The following is a 20,437-nucleotide window of genomic DNA, read 5'->3' on the forward strand; positions in this document are numbered from 1 at the left end:
GGTGATGAACCCGCAGCAGGGCAGTGGACTCACGGTCTACGAGGAGGCTCGCTCGCTGCTCGACTGGGGCTTCGACGCCGCCGGGCGGGTGGCGCCGGTGGGCTCGCTGCTGCCCGAGGGCTCGGGCGTGGCGCGCTCCGGTCCCACCGCGCTGCCGACGACGACCCCCCGCAAGGAGGATGACGCCCCGTCCGACTGGCCGGAGGCGGGCACGCTGGCGGGCGCGGTCGGTCTGGGGACGGGCGCGGCGGTCGCGCTGGCGCTGCGGCTGCTGGGCAGACGGCCGAAGCGGGACTGACCGACGGGCAGCCCGAGCAGCAGGCCGAGGGTGATCCATGTGTAGGTGTTGCTGCCGAGGAAGCCGTCGATCCCGGACGCGTCGTCGAACCACAGCCACACCACGCTGGTGCACAGCAGGGCGTACAGGGCGGCCGCGGTACGCACCCGGCGTGCGAGCACCAGCACCGCGAACGACGGCAGCAGCCACACCAGGTGGTGCACCCAGGTGATCGGGGAGACCAGGCAGGCGATGAGCCCGGTGAGGGCGAAGGCGGCCGGCCAGTCCGCCGCGCGCAGCGCCCGGTGCGCGCGCCACGCCCACACCGCGAGGACCAGGACGACGGCCGACGCCCAGACGGCCCGGCTCGGATCGTCCGGTGCCGCGAGCCGGGCGAGGACGCCCTGCAGGGACTGGTTGGAGACGTAGTCGAGGCGGCCGACGCGAGTGGTGTCCCAGACTGCGCTGGTCCAGTAGTAGCGGGAGGCGTCCGGCGCCGCCGATGCCGCGAGCAGGGTGGCGGCCCCTGCGACGGCGGTGGCGACAGCGGCGGCCCGCCATCTGCGGGCGAGCAGCAGCAGAGCGATGAACACCGCCGGGGTGAGCTTGACGGCCGCCGCGAGTCCGATGCCGGCCCCCGCCCAGCGCCCGCGCCCGGTGGACAGCAGCCAGGCGTCGGCGAGCACGAGTGCCAGCAGCAGGAGGTTGACCTGCCCGAAGCTGAAGGTGTCCCGGACGGGTTCGAACAGGGCCAGCGCGCAGGCGGCCAGGCCCCAGCCGAACCAGCCGTGGCGGCCCAGCTCCCGGCCGATGAGGATCCACACCACGGCGGCGAGAGCCGCCAGGTTGAACAGCAGGGCGAGAGCGATCGCCGTGTGCAGGCCGACGAACGCCATCGGCAGCATGCACAGCGCGGCGAACGGCGGATAGGTGAAGCCGTACGTCGTGCCCGGCACCCGGTAGTCGTAGAGGTGGCCGCGGTGGTGCGTCCAGGCATCCACGGCCCCGTAGTAGACGCGCAGGTCGAACCAGCCGCGAAGCAGCGGCACGGTGGCGGTGAAGAGGGTCACGGCGGCGGCGAGGCCGAGGACGAGGGCGAGCCGTCCCTTCTCGGTGCGCGGCGCTCTCACGCCGTCCGTCCCAGTACGGGCGCCTGGGCCACCTGGTTCGCCTGCCACAGCACGACCACGGCGAGCATGCCGCCGGAGACGGCCAGCACCACCTGGGCGAGGTCCGGCGGGCCGCCGCTCGGCAGCACGGCGAGTGCGAGGACGGCGGTGGCGGCGGCCACCCGGTGGCGTACCGAGGTGCTGGGGGCCGCGGCGGCGATGAGGAACAGTCCCCACAGGGCGTACCAGGGGCGGACGGCCGGGCCGAGGACGGCGACGACGGCAAGGCTCAGGCCGAGCGCGTAGACCGGGGACGGCCGCAGCTTGACCCAGATGACCAGCACGGTGATGGCGGTGGCGGCGACCCCCACCGCGTGCCAGGCCGGTTCCGCCAGGGGCGCGAGGTCGCTGCCGAGACCCTCGAGCAGACGGCCCGTGACCCGGCCGAGGACGCTGGTGGGTGACCAGTTGTGCGGGGAGACGGGTGTCTTCAGGGCCGCTATCCAGCCGTACCCGGTGCCGGCGACGGCAGTGGCCGCGGCGGTGGTCGCGAGTGCGGTCACCGTGGTCGTCACCGTCGCCCGTAGGAGGCCGACGTGCCGGCGCAGCGCGATCACCGCGAGCAGGCCGAGCGCGGCCGGGGCCTTGACCAGGGCGGCGAGCGTGACCAGGACGACGCCGAGGACGTGCAGCCGGCCGCGGGCGGCTGGGGACTGGGAGTTTCCCAGCGGAAGAGGGAACGGCGTTCGGTGCGTGCGACCGGCGTGCCGGACGAACGCCCCAGTAGCGGCGCTACTCGGGCGCTTGGCCGGTGCGGCGAGCGTGCGTGCCGGGCGTCGCGACGACGAGAGCGAACTCCAGACAGTCCCTAGCAGGCCCATGCCGAGCAGACCGAGCATGATGGCGTCGTTGTGGGCGCCGGCGACCAGGTGCAGCAGGACGAGCGGGTTGAGGGCGCCGAGCCACAGCGCGGCGGCCGGGTCGGCGCCGCAGTGCCTGGCGAGACGTGGCAGTGCGAACGCCATCAGGGCAACGCCGAGCAGCGCGACCAGCCGCATGCCGAGCAGCCCGGCCGGCAGTTCTCCTCGGGTCAGTCCGGACAGCGCGGAGGCGACGACGAGGAAGACCGGTCCGTAGGGGGCCGCGGTGTCCCGCCACACCGGAGCCACCTCGTCCGCCAGGGGACCGCCGAGCTGGGCGGGACCGTAGGCGTAGACGTCGAGGTGCGCATGGACCATGGCGCCCTGGGCGAGGTAGCTGTAGACGTCCCGGCTGAACAGCGGCGGGGCCAGCAGCAGCGGCGCCGACCAGGTGGCGAGGACGAGCAGCAGAGCCCGCGGCGACGGCGGTTCGGGGCCGCGGAGCACCCGGCCGAGCAGTGCCCAGGCGGCGATCAGCAGGACGACGCCGAAGTACACCCCCACCAGCCCGAGCGCGGCGCGCCCGGACTCCGGGGAGACCAGATCCTCGACCGGCAGGGCCCCGGCGGTCTCACCGCCCAGTGCGAGAAAGGCGGTACCGGCCAGACCGAGCGCCTGGCAGCGGCGAAGATCGACGGGGAAAGCCATGGCCAACACCCGGGAAGCGTGTCAACGCCGGGTGGCCGTAGGGCGACGTCCGTCTCTCGCGCGGGCGGCCTGCTTGTGACCGCCGCGTGATCGACGGGTACACGGGGGCACGGAAGTCCCGGTCAGAACACGGACAAGCCGGTCAGCGTGGTGAAGCGGTCGAGTGCCGCGACGCCCGCGACGGAGTTGCCGCGCTCGTCGAGGCCGGGGCTCCAGACGCACAGGGTGCATCGGCCGGGCACGACCGCGATGATGCCGCCGCCGACGCCGCTCTTGCCGGGCAGGCCGACCCGGTAGGCGAAGTCGCCCGCCGCGTCGTACGTGCCGCAGGTCAGCATCACCGCGTTGACCTGCTTGGCCTGGCTGCGGGTCAGCAGCCGGGTGCCGTCGGCGCGGATGCCGTGCCGCGCCAGGAATCCGGTGGCGAGGGCCAGGTCCGCACAGGACGCGGTGAGGGAGCACTGCCGGAAGTACTGCTCGAGCAGCACCGGCACGGGGTTGCCGATGTTGCCGTAGGACGCCATGAAATGCGCGAGGGCGGCGTTGCGGTCGCCGTGCGCGGCCTCGGAGGCGGCGACCTCCGTGTCGAAGGAGAGCCGGGGGTTGCCGCTCTCGGCGCGCAGGAAGTCGAGCAGGGTGCCGGCCGCGTCACCGGTACGGGTGTGCAGCCGGTCCGTGACGACGAGGGCGCCCGCGTTGATGAAGGGATTGCGCGGGATGCCGTTCTCGTACTCCAACTGGACCAGCGAGTTGAACGGGTTGCCGGACGGCTCCCGGCCCACGTGTTCCCACAGCGCGTCACCCTCGCGGGCGAGGTCGAGGGCGAGGGTGAAGACCTTGGTGAGGGACTGGGTGGAGAACGGCTCCCGCCACTCCCCCACCCCGTACACCGTGCCGTCCAGTTCGGCGACGGCCATGCCGAAGCGGCGCGGGTCCAGGGCGGCGAGCGCCGGTATGTAGTCGGCGGCCCGGCCACGACCGGGGCGCTGCTCCATCTCTTCGGCGATACGTTCCAGCACGGGCTGGAAGTTCAACGACGGGGCCATGGTCACCATCGTGCCGCCCCCTGCGACGGACCGCTCACCTGACGTACCTCGTGATCATGCGCTGGATCGTATGACGCGGTGGGGGCTGCTCCACACGGCGGGGCGGCAGCCACGGCCGCCGCCCCGAGGGTGCGTTCTCCCTGCTCACCGGGAAGGTCAGACCTCCGGGGAGCCGCTGCCCGCGACCACCTCGGGCCGCAGCAGCGCCTGGAGCCGCTCGGCAGGCAACAGGCCCTTCTCCAGGACGAGTTCGGCGACGCCGCGCCCGGTGGCGAGGGCCTCCTTGGCGATGCCGGTGGCCGCCTCGTAGCCGATGTACGGGTTGAGCGCGGTGACCAGGCCGATGGAGTTCTCCACGGCCGCCCGCAGTTCCTTCTCGTTGGCCGTGATCCCGGCGACGCACCGCTCGGCGAGGGTGAGGCAGGCACGCTCCAGGTGCGTGATGCTCTCGGAGAGGGAGTGCAGGATGACCGGCTCGAAGGCGTTGAGCTGGAGCTGTCCCGCCTCGGCGGCCATCGTGATGGTGACGTCGTTGCCGATCACCTCGAAGGCGACCTGGTTGACCACCTCCGGGATCACCGGGTTCACCTTGCCCGGCATGATCGACGAACCGGCCTGCACCGGCGGCAGGTTGATCTCGTTCAGGCCCGCGCGCGGCCCGGACGACAGCAGGCGCAGGTCGTTGCAGCTCTTGGACAGCTTGACCGCGATCCGCTTCAGCACACCGGACATCTGCACGAAGGCGCCACAGTCCTGGGTGGCCTCGACCAGGTTGGCGGCGGTGACCAGCGGCAGCCCGGTGATCTCCGAGAGGTGGCGCCTCGCCGCCTCCGCGTATCCGGCCGGGGCGTTGAGGCCGGTTCCGATCGCGGTGGCGCCCAGGTTGATCTCCTGGATCAGCTCGACGGCCTCCGCCAGCCGGCTGCGGTCCTCGTCGAGCATGACGGCGTACGCCGAGAACTCCTGCCCCAGCGTCATCGGCACCGCGTCCTGGAGCTGGGTGCGGCCCATCTTCAGCACGTCGCGGAACTCGACGGCCTTGGCCGCGAAGGCGTCCTGGAGCACGGCCATCGCCTTCAGCAGGCCGCGCACCGCGTACACCGTCGCGATCTTGACGGCCGTCGGATAGACGTCGTTGGTGGACTGGCCGAGGTTGACGTCCTCGTTGGGATGCAGATGCCGGTACTCGCCCCTGGCGTGCCCCAGCAACTCCAGCGCCCGGTTGGCGATCACCTCGTTGGCGTTCATGTTGGTCGAGGTGCCCGCACCGCCTTGGATGACGTCGACCACGAACTGCTCGTGCAGCTTGCCGTCGCGGATCTCCCGGCACGCCTCCACGATCACGGCGGCCTTCTGCGACGCCAGCAGGCCCAGTTCCTCGTTGGCGAGCGCGGCGGCCTCCTTGACGGCGGCGAGGGCGTCGACCAGATGCGGGTAGGCGGAGATCGGCGTCCCGGTGATGGGGAAGTTCTCCTTGGCGCGCAGGGTATGGATGCCCCAGTACGCCTCGGCGGGTACGTCGCGGTGGCCGAGCAGGTCGTGTTCGCTGCGGTGGGCTGCGGCGGTCATGGCGGTGCGGGCCCTCTTTCGGAGGTGGACGAGACGAGGTGGACGAGTCGGTCAGGCGCAGGCCTGGCGGGTGACGGGGTCGAGGGCCCGGACCGGCCGGACGCTTCCGACGGGTTCGCCGCCGCCGAGCAGCGGCTCGCCCGCGAACTCGGTGAGCGCCGCCGGGTCGACGCCGGCGCGGGCCAGGGCCGCGGCGGCGACCGGGACACGTGCCCGGTTCGCCCCGTCAGCGATCTTCACGGCTACGGCACGGCCGTCGGGCAGCGCGGCGACCTGGACGCCCTCGAAGCCGTCCTTGGCGAGCAGGCCGGGCACGGCCCGCATCAGCGCGGCGATGTCGCGCCCGGAGCCGGAGGCCATCTCGGCGTGCTCGCGCATGGCGTCCGCCACCCGTGCCTCCGGGGTGCCGGGCGGAGCGGTCGTGACGCGGGCCGCTGCACGGGCGAGCCCGTGCAGCGAGACGGAGAACAGCGGCGCGCCGCAGCCGTCGACGGTCACCCGGGCGATCGCCTGGCCGGTGAGGTCCTCGACGATCTCGGCGATGGCCTGCTGGAGGGGGTGGGCCGGGTCGAGATAGTCCTTCAGCGGCCAGCCGTTCAGCTTGCAGGTGTACAGCATGGCCGCGTGCTTGCCGGAGCAGTTCTGGGCGAGCCGGGAGGGCAGGCGGCCCTCCCGGATCCAGTCGTCGCGCACGACCGGGTCGTACGGCAGGTCCGGGACGTTGCCGAGGTCGTCCTCGCCGACACCGGCCAGCTCCAGGATCCGCCGGGTGCCGGCCAGGTGCCGTTCCTCGCCGGAGTGGCTCGCGGCGGTCAGCGACAGCAGCTCGCCGTCGAGCGGGAGCCCGGCGCGCACCATGGCCACCGCCTGCACCGGCTTGAGGGCCGAGCGCGGGTAGAAGGCGGCCTCGATGTCACCGAGTTGCAGCTCCACTCTGCCGCCCGCGTCGAGGACGACGACGGAGCCGTAGTGGATGCCTTCGACGACGCCACCCCGGACGAGGTGGGCGATCGGTGCGTGCAGGGGCTCCCGGATCACAGGAGCCTCGGCGACCGGACTTCCGTACAACACTGCGTGGTTCACACATTCACCTTGGGGGATTTACTGCGGCCGGCCCGGCCGCGGACGCCGAACCAGCCGGCGACGAGAGCGGCGACGATCAGCGGCAGGCACAGCACGGTGGTGCGGCCCGCGCCGCCGTCGGCGTACATCAGGACGAACACGGAGGCGAGGAAGCCGAGCGTGACGATCTCGGTCCACGGGGATCCGGGCAGGCGGTAGCCGGGGCGGGACAGTTCGCCCCTCTGCGTCTTCCGCCAGAAGAGCAGGTGACAGAGCATGATCATGCCCCAGGTGGACAGGATGCCGATCGCCGCGAAGTTCAGCACGATCTCGAACGCGTCCGCCGGGACCACGAAGTTGAGGCCGACGCCGAGGACACAGATGCCGCTGGTGAGCAGGATGCCGCCGTACGGGACCTGGCTGCGGCTCATCACGCTGGTGAACTTCGGCGCCGAGCCGGACATGGCCATGGAGCGCAGGATGCGGCCGGTGGAGTACAGGCCGGAGTTGAGCGAGGACATGGCCGCGGTGAGGACGACGAGGTTCATCACGCCGCCGGCTGCCGGAACGCCGATGTTGGACAGGACCGTGACGAAGGGGCTCTCGCCGGCGGAGTACTTGTTCCAGGGCAGCAGCATCGACAGCAGGACGACCGAGCCGACGTAGAACAGGCCGACGCGCCACATGATCGAGTTGATCGCCCTCGGCATGATCTTCTCGGGGTTCTCGGTCTCGCCCGCGGCGACGCCGACCAGCTCCACGGAGGCGTAGGCGAAGACGACGCCCTGGATGATCAGCAGCATCGGCAGCACACCGTTGGGGAAGACGCCGCCGTGGTCGGTGATCAGGGACGGGCCGGGGGTGCCACCGTCGACCTTGTGCTGGGTGACCAGCAGGAAGATGGCGATCGCCATGAAGACCACGAGGGCACCGACCTTGACGATGGCGAACCAGAACTCCAGTTCGCCGAAGATCTTCACCGAGATCAGGTTCACGGTGAGGACCACGGCCAGGGCTATGAGCGCGATCACCCACTGCGGGATGTCGGAGAACAAGCCCCAGTAGTGGGTGTAGGTGGCCACGGCGGTGATGTCGGCGATACCGGTGGTCGCCCAGTTGAGGAAGTACATCCAGCCCGCGGTGTACGCGCCCTTCTCGCCGAGGAATTCACGGGCGTACGAGACGAAGGCTCCCGACGAGGGCCGGTACAGGACGAGTTCGCCGAGTGCGCGCACCACGAGGAACGCGAAGACGCCGCAGATCGCGTACGCGACGAAGAGGGAGGGGCCGGCGTCGGCGAGACGGCCGCCGGCGCCGAGGAAGAGGCCGGTGCCGATGGCCCCGCCGATGGCGATCATGTTGACGTGCCGGGACTTCAGGGACTTGCTGTAGCCCGCGTCTCCGGCGTCGACGTGACCGGACGATGGGCGCGTCTCTTCTTTGAGGTGCTGTTCGCTCACGCCTCTGGTCCGCCTTCCGTGGGGAGATCCGTGCGCCCAGGGCGCAGGATGTCGGTGAGGGTCGTCTCGACGCGGTCGATGTGGTGGGCCATGGCCGCCACCGCGTCGTCTTCGGAACCGTCCATCAGCGCCTCGACGATGGCCCGGTGCTCCCGGTTGGACTGCTCGCGCCGGCCGCCCAGTTCGTTGAGGAAGGCCGACTGACGCGCCAGTGCGTCGCGGATCTCCTCGATGACCCGGCGGAAGACCGGGTTCTGGGCGGCCTCGGCCACAGCGAGGTGGAAGAGGGTGTCCATCGCGACCCACGCGGTGGTGTCCGTCTCCCGCTCCATCCGGTCCAGCAGATGGGCCAGGTGGTCCAGGTTCTCCGGGGTGCGGCGCAGTGCCGCGTACCCGGCGACCGGGATCTCGATGTGACGGCGCACCTCCAGCAGGTCGCTCGCCGCGTAGTCGCCGAAGGTCGGGTCCTCGACGGCGTTGGCGACGACGAAGGTGCCCTTGCCGGTCCGCGAAACGGTCAGCCCCATGGTCTGCAGGGCCCGCAGGGCCTCGCGCAGCACGGGGCGGCTGACCTCGAGGGTGCGGCACAGCTCGGCCTCGGAGGGGAGCTTGTCACCGATCGCGTACTCGCCGCGCTCGATGGCGCCGCGGAGGTGGGTGAGGACCGCTTCCATCGCGCTGACGCGCCGCGGCCCCGGACCACCTGTCTGGCTGTCTGACAGGTTCACGGGGGTTGATCCTCCGGGTAACGGGACGGGACTGTCAAGGGGTGGAGTAAGGAAACTTTCAGGGGCCGGGACGCCTGAATATCGGCTTCCCGACCCCCGATGATCAGCGGTGATCAGCTCGCGCGCTGCTCCAGGACGGCGCCAGCACGGTTTCGGTCAGCTGAGGACGCCGGTGGCGAGCAGCCCGAGGAGCGCCACGCCGACCACGATCCGGTAGATCACGAAGGCGTTGAAGGAGTGCTTGGCGACGAACTTCAGCAGCCACGCGATCGAGGCGTAGGCGACCACGAACGACACGACCGTGCCGACGGCGAGCGGCGCGGCGCCGACGCCCGTGCCCAGGGCGTCCTTCAGCTCGTAGAGGCCGGCGCCGGTGAGGGCCGGGATGCCGAGGAAGAAGGAGAGGCGGGTGGCGGCCACCCGGTCGAGGTCGAGGATGAGCGCGGTCGACATGGTGGCGCCGGAGCGGGAGAAGCCCGGGAAGAGCAGGGCGAGGATCTGCGAGCTGCCGACCAGCATCGCGTCCTTGAACGAGGTGTCGTCCTCGCCGCGCTTGTGCCGGCCCATCTGGTCCGCGCACCACATCACGCCGCTGCCGACGATCAACGAGCCGGCCACCACCCACAGTGAGGCCAGCGGTCCGTCGATGAGCGGCTTGGCGGCCAGGCCGACCACGACGATCGGGACGGTCGCGGCGATGACCCACCAGGCGAACTTGTAGTCGTGGTGATACCGCTCCTGCTTGTTGAACAGGCCCCGGAACCACGCCGAGACGATCCGCACGATGTCCTTGAGGAAGTACAGGAGCACGGCCGCGATCGCACCGACCTGGATGACGGCCGAGAAGCCGACGACGGCCTGGTCGTCGACGGGAATCCCCATCAGCCCCTCGGTGATCTTGAGATGGCCGGTCGAGGACACGGGGAGAATTCGGTCAATCCCTCGACGACTCCGAGGACGGCGGCCTGACCGACGTTGATGACGCTCATGGGATCCAGTTCTGAGGAGTTGGTCGACAGTGCTGTAGACGGTGGTGCTGGGGAATTTGTACTACGCGTCGGTGACGGCCGCCGACTAGGGCCACACGGCCTGGGCGAGCGAAACCCCGGCAAAAGCCGCACCGAGGCCCGCTGTCACGCTCGCGACGACGTTGGCGGCAGCGTAGAACCCCGCGCCGGTCTCGGTCAGCCGCAGTGTCTCGTACGAGAACGTCGAGTATGTGGTCAGCGCCCCGCACAGGCCGGTGCCGAGCAGGAGCTGGAGGTGCGGCGAGGCATGGCCGGCCGCGGCGGCGCCGGTCAGCAGGCCGAGGACGAGGCAGCCCGCGACGTTGACCACCAGGGTGCCCCAGGGAAAGACCGTGTCGTGCTTGAGCTGCACCGCGCGGTCGGTGAGGTAACGAAGGGGTGCGCCGACCATGGCACCGAGGATCACCAGCAGCCAATTCACAACGAGTTCTCACCTGTCCCCTCGTCCGGTTTCCCTGTGTCCGGTTGCCCCGGGCCCGGTTTCCCCGCGCCCGGCGTACCGGATGACCGCACAGTCGTCGAGCGTCACGAGTCCTTCGGTGACGAGTTCGTCGAGCTGGGGCAGGAAGGCGCGGACGTGCTCCTCCGTGTCGACGATCACGACGGCGACGGGCAGGTCCTCGCTCAGTGACAGCAGCCTCGAGGTGTGGATCAGCGACGAGGCGCCGAAGCCCTCGACGCCCCGGAAGACGCTCGCGCCGGCGAGGCCCGCGGCATGGGCCCGGTGCACGATCTCGCTGTAGAGGGGCTTGTGGTGCCATGTGTCATGCTCACCGATGAAGACGGTCAGTCTGAGGGCCCTGCCGGTCAGTCGTGTCATGGCCGCCTCCGCGGGCGCCGGTCGGTGGTGTCGTTCATCGCTGCCGCCACGCCAGGACGCGACGGACGGCCGTCATCGCGAGCCAGATCGAGGCGAGGGCCCCGAGGAGCGTCGCGAACAGATACGCGAGTGCGGTGCGCGGATGGCCCGCGTCGACCAGCCTCTGGATGTCGACGGCGTACGTCGAGAAGGTGGTGAAGCCACCGAGCACGCCGGTGCCGAAGAAGGGCCGTACCAGCCGGTGAGCCGCCCACACATCGGTGATCACGACCATGAAGACGCCGATCACGGCACAGCCGACGAGGTTGACACCGAAGGTGGTCCACGGGAATCCCCCGGTCCGTGCGGGCCACAGCAGCGAGGCACCGTAGCGGGCCGTGGCGCCGATGCCGCCGCCGAGTGCGACGACCGCGACGACGGGTCCCTGCCCGTGCCAGGGGGACGGCCGCCGCGCGGGCTCGGGCGGCGCGGCACCGGTGGTGTCGGCGCTCTTGGGGTGCGGGACTGACATGGACGTACTTCTCCTACTCGCCGGGGCCCTGCCGGACGGGCACGCTCATCGCAAGTAGGGACCGTTGGCGGCGGCACTGCCGCGGTTCGGGTACGGCGGGCCCCACCGCCGCGCCGCGGACATGATCGCGGCCGGGGAACAGGGTACCTCCGGGCTCGGCGCCCGCGCACACGCGGGTCAGCCGGCGACGTCGGGCAGCTCGCACACGGCGATGCCGCGTTCCCATACGCTGCCGAGCACCAGCCGGCCGTCGGCGACACAGGCGCTGGTGGACATGCGGAAACCGGAGCGATGGCGGACGAGGTGGCGCCGGATGTGGCCGTCGTCATCGACCGCGAGCACGCCGGCCATGGCCGCCGGGCGGTACGGGGCCCGCACCGTGAGCCGGGCGGCGGCGCGCCGCACGGGCGGGGCGGCGCGGTGCAGCAGGTCCAGGGCGGGGACGTGGGGTCCGGCGAGGGCCACCCAGATCGGACCTTCGGGTCCTTGGCGCCAGAGGTTGTCCGGCATTCCCGGGAGGTTCTCGAGGAAGGGCTCGGCGCAGTCGGCCCGTGGCCCGGTCAGCCGGTAGCGGATGAGGCGTCGGGCTCCGGTCTCGGCGAGGACGAGGAAGGACTCGTCCTTGGCGGGCGCAAGGCCGTTGGCGAACCGGAGCCCGTCCAGGAGCACCTCGGGAGCGTCGGCACCGGGGGCGAGCCGCAACAGCCGTCCCGTTCCGGTGTGCTCGACGATGTCGCCGATCCACGCCTCGAAGGGGTAGCGGCGGCTGGACACGGTGAAGTAGACCGTGCCGTCGGAGACGGCGACGACGTTGCTGCAGAACCGCAGGGGCTCCCCCGCCACCGAGTCGGCCAGCACGCGCACGGTGCGGTCCTCGAGGCCGACGCGCAGCAGACCGCGCTGCGCGTCACACACCAAGAGGTCGCCGTCGGGGAGGAGTTCCAGGCCGAGGGGACGGCCTCCCGTCACGGCGAGCACCTCGACGCGGGTACGGGCCGGGTCGGCGAGCCCGTCGACCCGCAGAATGCGACCGTCCTCCACACCGGTGAGCACCCGCCCGCGCCGGTCGACGACGACGTCCTCGGGCCCCCGGCCACCGATGCCGACGTAGCCGAGCGGAACAAGAGCTGTGGGACGGTCCATGAGTGCCTGCCCTTCGCTGCGAAGACGGTTCATCCTCGCAGGGGGTACCCGGAGGCGCCCGCTCCCTTTCGGACTCGTGCGCGACCGTGCCGTCCGCCCCCACGCGCACCACCTCGGGTCAGGAGGTCGCCTCCGCCGTTCTGCGTGCTCTGCCGTGCAACGTCAGATAGAACAGCAGCACGGACTCCTCGGGGCCGCCCAGCTCGAAGCAGTTGAGGACCTTGCCGAGGGGGTTCCAGACCCGCCCGTCCGGCATGCGTACGCCGACCGACTGCCGGAAGTAGGCACGCTGCTCGGCGTCGAAGTCCACCCACGCCGCCCCCGCGCGGCGCACGAGCACCTCACCGACGTACGCGCCGAGACCGAACAGCGTCCGGGACAGCTGCTCCCGGCCGGCCCCGCCCTTGCGCAGGCCGTCGACCATGAAGTCCACCCTTCGTTCAGCTTTGGGGAACGCCAACCGGTCCCCTCCTTCTGGTCAAGCGCAGGTCATGGCATGGACATCACGGGGGACAGACGCGGGGGTACAACCTTTTCACCGCGCGCGCGTCCGCGACGATCCCGGGGCTCGGCAGGGACGGCGAGGATCGAACTGCATCCGTGACCGTGAAGAAGTTCACGCGTGGGACCCCGTTCCGCCGTCGCGCCGGCGGTCCCTGCCGTGTTCCTGCTCTCGCTCCCCCTGACCGGATGCGCCGAGAGCGGCGTCACCTGGACCAGCCCGGCGGCTTCTCCACGCCCGGGAGGAGTCGGGTGACGCCGTCTCGATCGCGAAGCCGAGCGGCTGGTCGGACTTCGAGTGCGGTGCCGTCGGAGAAACTTCCCGCCGTACGCGACCAGCACGGCGGTCAGGCCCGCTGCTCCCTGGCCATCCGTGGTCGGCATGTGCAGAGCGCGACCGCCACCGGTCAGTTCGGTCGGGCCACGTGCAGCGGCGAACTGCGCAGTGCCGCCTCCTCCGTGGGCTGACCATGTGCCCGGGTCGGAGCGCCGTGACTCACCAGCCCTTCTCGAACATCCGCGCCACCTCGGCGATCCGTACCTCGTCGCGGCGGTAGTGGGTGCGGCGGCGGATCCGCCTTGTGCGGAGGAGGCCGATGGCGGCGAGGAGGCGCAGGTCGGACTCGGCGACGGAGCGGGATACGCCGAGCTTCGAGGCGATGGCGGCCGAGGTCACGCCGTCCTCGGCGAGGTCGGTGTGCCGCTGGGGCGGGAAGTGGGCTGCCGGGTCCTTCAGCCACTCCATGATGCGCAGCCGCCTGTCGCCGGCGGGTCTCTTCAGCATCGCGTCCCTTCCGTACCGCCCTCTGGTCCCACTGTGCCGTGACGGAAGGTGCGGGGCCGAGGCCCGATCGGGCCGAACTGAGAAGGGCCGAACGGCTCCTTGTAGGTGCGTGGCCCCGGCCGCACAAGCGGCCGGGGCCACGGCTTGCCGGTGGTCCGGCGGTGGTTCAGCGGTGGCTGAACCAGCTCATCGCCGGGGTCGCCTTGTTGTCGTAGTCGAACAGGGCCTGGTTCACCCATCCGTTGCCGTAGGACGGGTCGGTCGGGTCCCAGCCGTTGCCGGTGACCGCGGTCCAGGTGGCCTCCCAGTAGAAGACGCCGAGGCCCCGGCCGTTCGGCACGGCCTCCACGATGTTCAGCACGTCCCGCAGCCAGGCGGCCTGGCCTGCGGTGGTCGCCGGGTAGCCGTTCACCAGCTCACCGCTGGTGTCGATCTGGTTGGTCAGCGAGTCCTTGCTGTCCAGCCGGAACGGGTAGGCCGTCTCCGCGACGAACACCGGTTTGCCGTAGCGGGAGGCCGCGTCGTCGATGGTGCTCTGGAAGTCGGAGAGCGGGCCGTGCCCGTAGCCGTAGTACGACAGGCCGATGGCGTCGAACCTCACCCCGTTCGCCACCGCGTTGTCGAACCACCACTCCGTGCCCGGCATCACCCGGTACATCACCGCGGGCCACGTCGACGGGGTGCTGCTGGTCTCCAGCCACTCCGGTGACCCGGTCGCCGAGGAGCTGCGCGAGGCGGGCCACCGCTGGTCGCGTGCGGCAAGCCCATCGGGCTGGGCGCCAAGGTGAGCTATGTGGCGGCGGACGACCGGGACGGCGCCCGCGAGATGGTGCGCCACCTGCTGTCCGTGGGCCGGCGGCGGATCGGCGTGGTCACGGGTCCCCTCGACACGCCGGGCGGTGTGGAGCGCCTGGCCGGCTACAAGGAGGTCCTCGGCGAGGCCGGCCTGGAGTTCGACGAGAAGCTCGTCGTTCCCGGTGACTACAGCCGGGCCGGCGGTGAGGCGGGCGCGGAGCGGCTGCTGGCGCAGGCGCCGGACATGGACGCGGTGTTCGTCGCCTCCGACCTGATGGCCCAGGGCGTGCTCACCGCACTCCGGCGGGCGGGCCGCCGGGTCCCCGACGATGTGGCGGTGGGCGGCTTCGACGACTCCCCCGCGGCCACGGCGGTGAGCCCCGCCCTCACCACCATCCGTCAGCCGTGGGACCGGATCAGCAACGAGATGGTCCGCGTCCTGCTGGCGCAGATCGGCGGCGAGGACCCGGCGGCGGTGATCCTGCCGACGGAACTGGTGAAGCGCGAGTCGACGTGACCTCACGGTCGCACGGGCACGCCGCTCGGCCACCGAGCCGTCGGCACCTCGTGCGACCGGTCAGTTTTGGAGAAGCCGTGCGCCGCTCCCCCTCCGTAGCGTGGGACCACCGGCGGACGACGTCGGCCCACCCACCAAGGAGCACACGATGACCACGGGCCTGCAGACCATCATCTACCCCGTCAAGGACCTGGCCGCGGCCAAGTCGATGTTCAGCGCCCTGCTGGAGACGGAGCCGTACGTGGACGAGTCCTACTACGTGGGGTTCCGGGCCGCCGGGCAGGACGTCGGGCTGGACCCGAACGGGCACGCCAAGGGCCTGACCGGGCCGGTGCCCTTCTGGCACGTGTCCGATATCGAGACCCGGCTCGCGGCGCTGGTGGACGCCGGCGCGGAGGTGCTGCAGGAACTCCAGGACGTCGGCGGCGGCAGGCTGATCGCCTCGGTGAAGGACGCGGACGGCAACCTCGTGGGCCTCCTCCAGGACCCCGCCGCGTAGGGGTTTCGCCCTGCGTGAAGTGCTTGCACACACACTAGTTGCAAAGTAAACAAACGGAGGCTTTTCTGTTACCGTGCGGGTATGGCAGTGAAGACGGCCGGCTCCCGGCTCGAGGATCAGTGGCGGGACATCCTGTCGGTGCACGCGCGCACCATGTGCGAGATCGACCGTGTGCTCCACCCCCACGGCCTGGGCGCCAGCGACTTCGAGGTCCTCGACATCCTCGCCGCCGAGACATCCGCCCACGGCGAGCAGTGCCGGGTACAGAACATCGCCGGGCGCGTGCACCTGAGCCAGAGCGCGCTGTCCCGGTTGATCGGGCGGCTGGAGAAGGACGGCCTGGTGCGGCGCTCGGTGTGCGAGGAGGACCGGCGCGGGGTCTGGGTCGCTCTCACCGAGAAGGGCCGGGCGCTGCACGCCGAGGTGCTGCCGCTGCAACGCGAGGTCCTCGCCCGCACGCTGACGTCCTGGCCCGGACGGCCCGCCTGACCCGGCGGCACGGGATTGTCATCCCGGCGCACCGCCGGCCCCGTCATCATGCGCGCGATCGCATGCGTGGCCGCTCCGTGTGAACCTGGTGGTGCGCGCCGCGGCGCGCACGACATGGGCCAGGACAACCGGAGGGACGTCATGGAACAGGTCGGGGACAAGCCGGAAGAGGTACGCAGGCATCTCGAGGAGGAGCAGCGGCATCTCGAGGAGGAGCAGCAGCCGTCACGAAGCGCGGTCCGGCCGGACGACGACGCCGAGCAGACGCCCGCTGACGACGGGGCCGACGTCTCCGGCAGGGACGTCTAGGGCCTTGCTCTGGGATCAGGTCGGCCGGCGAGGCCCCGGGGCGGCCGTGCTCACCCCGCCTCGGGCCGCCGGTCCACCGGGCGGCGCGGCGGGATCTGGGGAGTGCCGAAGTCGCGGGGACCGCTCCACAGCGCGGGTACGGCGTCGCAGCGGCGGCACAGTTCGTATGCGATCGCCTCGTAGTTGACCCGCCAGCCCTGGAAGTGCGGCCAGGCCTCCCGCGCCGTCCGCTCCGCCATGAAGCCCGTCGCCTCCAGCATCGCCACGGCCGCGTCGAACTCCGTGAAGGTGAGGTGGATCGGGGCGTCGGGTACCGGGTCGGCCTCGAACGGGAAGCGCAGTGAGCGGGCGATGTCGCGCAGGGCGGTGAACCCGGCCCGGAGCACCAGCCGGGCCTCCGGTGGCGCCGCGCGCGGCGCGAGGGAGAGCTGCATCGCCGCGGCGTCCATGACGGCGAGCATCCCGACCAGCCAGTTGCGGTACGGGCGCGGCGAGCGGAACGAGATCAGTACCGGGTAGGTCGAGTGGCTCTCGCCGATGTCGGCGGCCAGCCGCTCCCACGCACGGTAGAGCTCGGGCAGCGCGGTCTCGGTCTCGACGAGCCACTGGCGGGCCAGGATCTCCGGGCCCCAGGCGGGCTCGCCGGCCCGGGACTGCAGCAGGGTGACCTCCAGTTCACGGCGGTTGTAGGCGGCGTACAGGGTGGGCAGGTAGGCGATCTGCAGCGCGATGACCACGGGCCCGGTGGCCGCCGCGACGAAGTCCAGCGCGGACAGCCGCAGCCGCATACCGCTGGCGAAGCCGAGCGTGAACAGGCTCGAGCCCGCCTCACGGAAGGCGTTGCTCCAGCTCAGTGGGGACACCGAGTACAGCAGCAGGCCGTAACCCACGAGCGCCCCACCGAGCCAGATGGCGAGCATGCCGATCAGGATCAGCGGGGCGAGCCAGGTCTGTGCCCGGTCGATGTCCTCGTAGCGGTCCCCGGGCGCGGCCAGCCGCAGCAGCCGCCGCAGTGCCCACCACAGCCGGTACACGAGGATCGAGTACAGCCCGCGGGGCACCACGAGAGTGCGCACGATGCTGGAGAGCACGGCCACCAGGACCAGGGCGCCGGCGACGCCGGAGATCCAACTCATGCGGTCATTGTGGACCGCGCGGCCGGCCCGCCCCGGCACAGCCGGTGCTCCAGGGCGTCGGGAGCCGCCACCCCCGGCGCCGCCGTGCGCGCGGGCCCTACGGCCGGGCCAGCAGGTGACGCACCCCGTCCGAGTTGAGGGTCAGGCCGTGCGGGGAGGCCGCGTCGATGGTCAGGGTGAGGTCGCCGGTGGGCCACTGGGACGCGAGCGCGCCGAGCGGCACCAGGCGGTAGCGGGAGACGAACGGCAGCAGGTCCGCCATCTCCGTCTCCGAGGTGAACACCGGCACGGTCTGTTCGCCGTCCGGCTGCTCCAGGACGGGCAGCGCGACGGTGTTCGGGTTGTTGGCGTCCTCCTCGCTGGCGTCGTCCGGCACGGGGACGAGCACATCGCTCCCGGCCAGCGTGTCCAGCGCCTCCGCGTCCCCGGCGTCCACCGCAAGGGTGTCCAGCGCCGCCTGGGCCGCGGTCGGGTGGTGGTTCTTGTCCGGAGTGTCCATGGCAAATCCCCAGGTAGGTGCGGGCGGGACGCCCCGGAACCAGTGGCTCCGGGCGCACTCCCGCCCACGTACCCATCCCGAGCCGGGCCATGCATGCCGCACGGGTCAGGTGTCGGCCGGTCAGGGGCACGGCTGACACGTGGGCCGGGAGAGGCCGCGGTGCGGGACGCCTCTCAGACCCGGCGCTCGGCGAGCAGTTCCCCGGTGGTGACCACCCGGATCAGCGGACGGTACAGGTCCATCACGCGCAGCGCCCGGTCGTGGGCGGTGTCGTCGGCGCCCGCGCAGGCGTCGGCGACCACCAGCACCTCCACTCCCGCGTCCGCGGCGGGCAGAGCCGTGGACAGCACGCAGCAGTCGGTGCTGACACCGGCCAGCACCAGACGGCCTCCGGGCCCGACACGCCCGGCCAGTTCGGGAGTCCACTTGCCGAACGTGGTCGCGTCCAGCACGTGCCGCGCCACGGCGGCGAAGTCGTCGGTCAGCCGCCACAGCGGGGCGTTCGGCGGTTGCAGGGCGAAGGGCCACTGCTCGTAGTACGCCCTCCAGGCGCCCTCGGGTGTCCGGGGTGCCAGGAAGCGGGTGAAGGTGACGCGTTCCCCGAAGGCGGGCAGCAGGCGCCGTATGCCGTCCGCCGCCTCCCGGAAACGGGGGGCGGCCCAGGGGCTCGCGGGATCGGCGAAGACGCGCTGCATGTCGATCGCGACGAGCAGGTCGGCGGCGGTCATGCGATCGGTGCGCCTTCGTTCGTCGTCCGGTCCGTGGCCTGCTGCTCCTGCCGGTGCACACCCCCGCGGCCGAGGACGAGGGTGCCGAGGAAGCCCACCGCGAGGGCCGCCAGAACGCCGAGGTTGGCGTACGCCCAGGCGCCCGACGTGCCGCCGAGGCCCATGGGGCCGAGGAGATAACCCTGCCAGTCCAGCCAGCTCGCTGCGGTGTTCGTCACCAGGCCCCAGCCGGTCGCCGTGGCGGCGAGGGTCAGCAGCAGGGGTGTGAGCGGGACGTCGCCGTAGCGGCCGTGCGGGCGGTAGAGGTCGTCCTCGTCGTAGTCGCGGCGACGCAGGGCCAGATCGGCGAGCATGATGCCGCACCAGGCCGCGATGGGGACGCCGAGCGTCGTCAGGAAACCCATGAACGGGCCGAGGAAGTCTCCGGCGAAGAAGACGATGTAGACCGAGCCCACGATCATCAGGACGCCGTCGACCAGGGCGGCCAGGGGGCGGGGGATCCGCAGCCCGGCGGAGAGCAGCGCCAGGCCCGACGAGTAGATGTCCAGCACCGCGCCGCCCACCAGGCCGAGCACCGCGACCACCGCGAACGGGACCAGGAACCAGGTCGGAAGGATCGTGGTCAGCGCGCCGATGGGGTCGGCGGCGACGGCCTTGCTGAGGGTGTCGGACGAACCCGCCAGCAGCAGCCCGAAGACCAGCAGGAGCAGGGGGGCGACCGAGGCGCCGAAGGTGGTCCAGCCGATCACGCCGCGGCTCGAGGAGGTCCGCGGCAGATAACGGGAGTAGTCCGCGGCCGCGTTGACCCAGCCGAGCCCGAAGCCGGTCATCATGAAGACCAGGGCGCCGATGAACTCCTGGGGCGAACCCGCCGGATGGGCACTGACCGTGTGCCAGTGGATGTGGCCGGCGACGAGGGCGATGTAGACGACGGTGAGCCCGCCCGTGACCACGGTGATCACGGTCTGCAGGCGCATGATCAGGTCGAAGCCCATGACGCCGCCGACGACGGTCAGCGCACCGACCAGGACGAGCGCCGCCACCTTGGTCCCGGTGCCGCCGCCCCAGCCGAGCCGTCCGAAGACGGTGGCGGTGGCCAGGGTGGCGAGCGCCGTCAGGACGGTCTCCCAGCCGACGGTGAGCATCCAGGAGATCACCGACGGCAGCCGGTTGCCGCGCACACCGTACGCCGCACGGCTGAGCACCATCGTCGGGGCCGAGCCGCGCTTGCCCGCGACCGCTATGAAACCGCAGAGCAGGAAGGAGAACACGATCCCGATCGCCCCGGCTGCCAGCGCCTGCCAGAAGGAGATCCCGAAGCCGAGCGCGAAGGCGCCGTAACTGAGCCCCAGGACGGAGACGTTGGCGCCGAACCACGGCCAGAACAGCGTCCTCGGAGTGCCCTTGCGCTCGGCGTCGACGATCACGTCGAGGCCGTGCGCCTCCACCTGGAACTGCCGTCCCCCGGGTCTGCTGTCGGAGGAGTCCGTCATCGTCGACCTGCCCGTCTGCATGCGTTCGCCGCAGGCCCGGTCGGTCCGGGCCGGCGTCCAGGGTAAGCGGGCGCCGCCCTCGGTTCACCCGGCCCTGCCGCCCGGCCCCCTCCCGGGGCGTTTCACCGCGTGGCCCACGATCACGGTCTCGGCGCCGTCGACCCCCGGGCCGCCGACGTCCCGTGTGATGAACCGGTAGAGGTGTTCCAGGTCCCGTACCCAGATCGCGAGGTGCAGGTTGGACGCGCCGGTGGTGGCGAAGGCGCCGTGCACCGCGGGGTGCCGGGCCAGCGTGCGACCCACCTCGTCGAGGCGGTCGGGTGCGACCCGCACCATGATGTTGGCGTCGATGAGGAGCCCGAGCCG

21 protein-coding genes and 3 pseudogenes are annotated in these 20,437 nt (G+C 71.6%); 4 read left to right on the forward strand and 20 right to left on the reverse strand.

Features of this window, described 5'->3' with window-relative positions; translation table 11 throughout:
- Window positions 1–36 precede the first annotated feature (36 nt).
- The 15 genes and pseudogenes from C3488_RS34915 to C3488_RS34985 form a co-directional block, all read right to left on the reverse strand.
- Entirely contained in the window at window positions 37–1,407 is a 1,371-nt protein-coding gene (locus C3488_RS34915) for a glycosyltransferase 87 family protein (RefSeq protein ID WP_103844900.1), read from the reverse strand.
- On the reverse strand, window positions 1,404–2,954 hold the full coding sequence (gene mptB / locus C3488_RS34920) for a polyprenol phosphomannose-dependent alpha 1,6 mannosyltransferase MptB (protein WP_103844901.1): 1,551 nt from the start codon (window positions 2,952–2,954) through the stop codon (window positions 1,404–1,406). Before mptB ends, C3488_RS34915 begins: the two co-directional genes overlap by 4 nt.
- Window positions 2,955–3,076: 122 nt before the next feature.
- Window positions 3,077–4,000 carry a glutaminase gene (locus tag C3488_RS34925; RefSeq protein ID WP_374955482.1) on the reverse strand — a complete coding sequence of 308 codons (924 nt, stop codon included), beginning with the start codon at window positions 3,998–4,000 and terminating at the stop codon, window positions 3,077–3,079.
- Window positions 4,001–4,156: 156 nt separating this feature from the next.
- Window positions 4,157–5,569, reverse strand: a complete 1,413-nt coding sequence (gene aspA / locus C3488_RS34930) for an aspartate ammonia-lyase (RefSeq protein ID WP_103844903.1) — start codon at window positions 5,567–5,569, stop codon at window positions 4,157–4,159.
- 51 nt (window positions 5,570–5,620) lie between these two features.
- The gene (locus tag C3488_RS34935; RefSeq protein ID WP_103844919.1) at window positions 5,621–6,637 is read right to left on the reverse strand and encodes an asparaginase; all 1,017 of its coding nucleotides are present in this window, start codon (window positions 6,635–6,637) and stop codon (window positions 5,621–5,623) included.
- 11 nt (window positions 6,638–6,648) lie between these two features.
- Window positions 6,649–8,091: an amino acid permease gene (locus C3488_RS34940; RefSeq protein WP_103844904.1), complete on the reverse strand. Its 1,443-nt coding sequence runs from the start codon at window positions 8,089–8,091 to the stop codon at window positions 6,649–6,651.
- The gene (locus C3488_RS34945; RefSeq protein WP_103844905.1) at window positions 8,088–8,765 is read right to left on the reverse strand and encodes a FadR/GntR family transcriptional regulator; all 678 of its coding nucleotides are present in this window, start codon (window positions 8,763–8,765) and stop codon (window positions 8,088–8,090) included. Before C3488_RS34945 ends, C3488_RS34940 begins: the two co-directional genes overlap by 4 nt.
- A gap of 210 nt (window positions 8,766–8,975) precedes the next feature.
- Window positions 8,976–9,808: pseudogene (locus C3488_RS34950) on the reverse strand (undecaprenyl-diphosphate phosphatase).
- Window positions 9,809–9,893: 85 nt separating this feature from the next.
- Window positions 9,894–10,268 (reverse strand): fluoride efflux transporter CrcB, encoded by a 375-nt coding sequence (gene crcB, locus C3488_RS34955; RefSeq protein WP_103844907.1) that lies wholly within the window; start codon window positions 10,266–10,268, stop codon window positions 9,894–9,896.
- A 9-nt stretch (window positions 10,269–10,277) separates the two neighbouring features.
- Window positions 10,278–10,667 (reverse strand): DUF190 domain-containing protein, encoded by a 390-nt coding sequence (locus tag C3488_RS34960; RefSeq protein ID WP_103844908.1) that lies wholly within the window; start codon window positions 10,665–10,667, stop codon window positions 10,278–10,280.
- 34 nt (window positions 10,668–10,701) lie between these two features.
- A complete protein-coding gene (gene crcB / locus C3488_RS34965) occupies window positions 10,702–11,178 on the reverse strand; it encodes a fluoride efflux transporter CrcB (protein ID WP_103844909.1) in 477 nt (158 codons plus the stop codon).
- 177 nt (window positions 11,179–11,355) lie between these two features.
- The gene (locus C3488_RS34970) at window positions 11,356–12,321 is read right to left on the reverse strand and encodes an SMP-30/gluconolactonase/LRE family protein (RefSeq protein ID WP_103844910.1); all 966 of its coding nucleotides are present in this window, start codon (window positions 12,319–12,321) and stop codon (window positions 11,356–11,358) included.
- Window positions 12,322–12,439: 118 nt separating this feature from the next.
- Window positions 12,440–12,781, reverse strand: coding sequence for a hypothetical protein (locus C3488_RS34975; protein WP_374955483.1), 342 nt, complete (start codon window positions 12,779–12,781; stop codon window positions 12,440–12,442).
- 537 nt (window positions 12,782–13,318) lie between these two features.
- Window positions 13,319–13,606, reverse strand: a complete 288-nt coding sequence (locus C3488_RS34980) for an ArsR family transcriptional regulator (RefSeq protein ID WP_103844911.1) — start codon at window positions 13,604–13,606, stop codon at window positions 13,319–13,321.
- Between the two features lie 166 nt (window positions 13,607–13,772).
- Window positions 13,773–14,252: pseudogene (locus C3488_RS34985) on the reverse strand (glycosyl hydrolase 53 family protein); the annotation flags it as partial.
- On the opposite strand from C3488_RS34985, the pseudogene C3488_RS34990 reads away from it, so the two are divergent.
- From C3488_RS34990 to C3488_RS40915, 4 genes and pseudogenes are all read left to right on the forward strand, one after another.
- Window positions 14,251–14,918 (forward strand): annotated as a pseudogene (locus C3488_RS34990) (LacI family DNA-binding transcriptional regulator); the annotation flags it as partial. The pseudogenes C3488_RS34985 and C3488_RS34990 sit on opposite strands and share 2 nt — an antisense overlap.
- A 148-nt stretch (window positions 14,919–15,066) precedes the next feature.
- Window positions 15,067–15,417: a VOC family protein gene (locus tag C3488_RS34995; RefSeq protein ID WP_103844912.1), complete on the forward strand. Its 351-nt coding sequence runs from the start codon at window positions 15,067–15,069 to the stop codon at window positions 15,415–15,417.
- Between the two features lie 81 nt (window positions 15,418–15,498).
- Window positions 15,499–15,906: a MarR family winged helix-turn-helix transcriptional regulator gene (locus tag C3488_RS35000; RefSeq protein ID WP_103844913.1), complete on the forward strand. Its 408-nt coding sequence runs from the start codon at window positions 15,499–15,501 to the stop codon at window positions 15,904–15,906.
- Between the two features lie 141 nt (window positions 15,907–16,047).
- On the forward strand, window positions 16,048–16,215 hold the full coding sequence (locus tag C3488_RS40915; protein WP_181139315.1) for a hypothetical protein: 168 nt from the start codon (window positions 16,048–16,050) through the stop codon (window positions 16,213–16,215).
- Window positions 16,216–16,265: 50 nt separating this feature from the next.
- Here C3488_RS40915 and C3488_RS35010 read toward each other — a convergent pair whose 3' ends face one another.
- The 5 genes from C3488_RS35010 to C3488_RS35030 all read right to left on the reverse strand — a co-directional run.
- Complete coding sequence (locus C3488_RS35010; protein ID WP_103844915.1) at window positions 16,266–17,351, reverse strand: hypothetical protein; 1,086 nt, start codon at window positions 17,349–17,351, stop codon at window positions 16,266–16,268.
- A 97-nt stretch (window positions 17,352–17,448) separates the two neighbouring features.
- Window positions 17,449–17,850 (reverse strand): SseB family protein, encoded by a 402-nt coding sequence (locus C3488_RS35015; RefSeq protein ID WP_103844916.1) that lies wholly within the window; start codon window positions 17,848–17,850, stop codon window positions 17,449–17,451.
- A gap of 173 nt (window positions 17,851–18,023) precedes the next feature.
- Complete coding sequence (locus C3488_RS35020) at window positions 18,024–18,578, reverse strand: cysteine hydrolase family protein (RefSeq protein WP_103844917.1); 555 nt, start codon at window positions 18,576–18,578, stop codon at window positions 18,024–18,026.
- Window positions 18,575–20,071 carry a cytosine permease gene (locus tag C3488_RS35025; protein WP_103844918.1) on the reverse strand — a complete coding sequence of 499 codons (1,497 nt, stop codon included), beginning with the start codon at window positions 20,069–20,071 and terminating at the stop codon, window positions 18,575–18,577. The genes C3488_RS35020 and C3488_RS35025 overlap by 4 nt, the downstream gene beginning before the upstream one ends.
- A gap of 84 nt (window positions 20,072–20,155) precedes the next feature.
- Window positions 20,156–20,437: Lrp/AsnC family transcriptional regulator (locus tag C3488_RS35030; protein WP_146067990.1), on the reverse strand; the 282-nt coding region annotated here is incomplete at its 5' end.

The organism is Streptomyces sp. Ru72 (genome assembly GCF_002920635.1).
In the GTDB taxonomy this organism is placed as follows: Bacteria; Actinomycetota; Actinomycetes; order Streptomycetales; family Streptomycetaceae; genus Streptomyces.

Coding starts and splice junctions, on each gene's coding strand:
- mptB (WP_103844901.1), bottom strand. CDS start 2,954: ATGGCTTTCCCCGTCGATCTTCGCCGCTGCCAGGCGCTCGGTCTGGCC.
- C3488_RS34925 (WP_374955482.1), bottom strand. CDS start 4,000: ATGGCCCCGTCGTTGAACTTCCAGCCCGTGCTGGAACGTATCGCCGAA.
- aspA (WP_103844903.1), bottom strand. CDS start 5,569: ATGACCGCCGCAGCCCACCGCAGCGAACACGACCTGCTCGGCCACCGC.
- C3488_RS34945 (WP_103844905.1), bottom strand. CDS start 8,765: ATGGAAGCGGTCCTCACCCACCTCCGCGGCGCCATCGAGCGCGGCGAG.
- C3488_RS34960 (WP_103844908.1), bottom strand. CDS start 10,667: ATGACACGACTGACCGGCAGGGCCCTCAGACTGACCGTCTTCATCGGT.
- crcB (WP_103844909.1), bottom strand. CDS start 11,178: ATGTCAGTCCCGCACCCCAAGAGCGCCGACACCACCGGTGCCGCGCCG.
- C3488_RS34970 (WP_103844910.1), bottom strand. CDS start 12,321: ATGGACCGTCCCACAGCTCTTGTTCCGCTCGGCTACGTCGGCATCGGT.
- C3488_RS34980 (WP_103844911.1), bottom strand. CDS start 13,606: ATGCTGAAGAGACCCGCCGGCGACAGGCGGCTGCGCATCATGGAGTGG.
- C3488_RS34995 (WP_103844912.1), top strand. CDS start 15,067: ATGACCACGGGCCTGCAGACCATCATCTACCCCGTCAAGGACCTGGCC.
- C3488_RS35000 (WP_103844913.1), top strand. CDS start 15,499: ATGGCAGTGAAGACGGCCGGCTCCCGGCTCGAGGATCAGTGGCGGGAC.
- C3488_RS40915 (WP_181139315.1), top strand. CDS start 16,048: ATGGAACAGGTCGGGGACAAGCCGGAAGAGGTACGCAGGCATCTCGAG.
- C3488_RS35010 (WP_103844915.1), bottom strand. CDS start 17,351: ATGAGTTGGATCTCCGGCGTCGCCGGCGCCCTGGTCCTGGTGGCCGTG.
- C3488_RS35015 (WP_103844916.1), bottom strand. CDS start 17,850: ATGGACACTCCGGACAAGAACCACCACCCGACCGCGGCCCAGGCGGCG.
- C3488_RS35020 (WP_103844917.1), bottom strand. CDS start 18,578: ATGACCGCCGCCGACCTGCTCGTCGCGATCGACATGCAGCGCGTCTTC.
- C3488_RS35025 (WP_103844918.1), bottom strand. CDS start 20,071: ATGACGGACTCCTCCGACAGCAGACCCGGGGGACGGCAGTTCCAGGTG.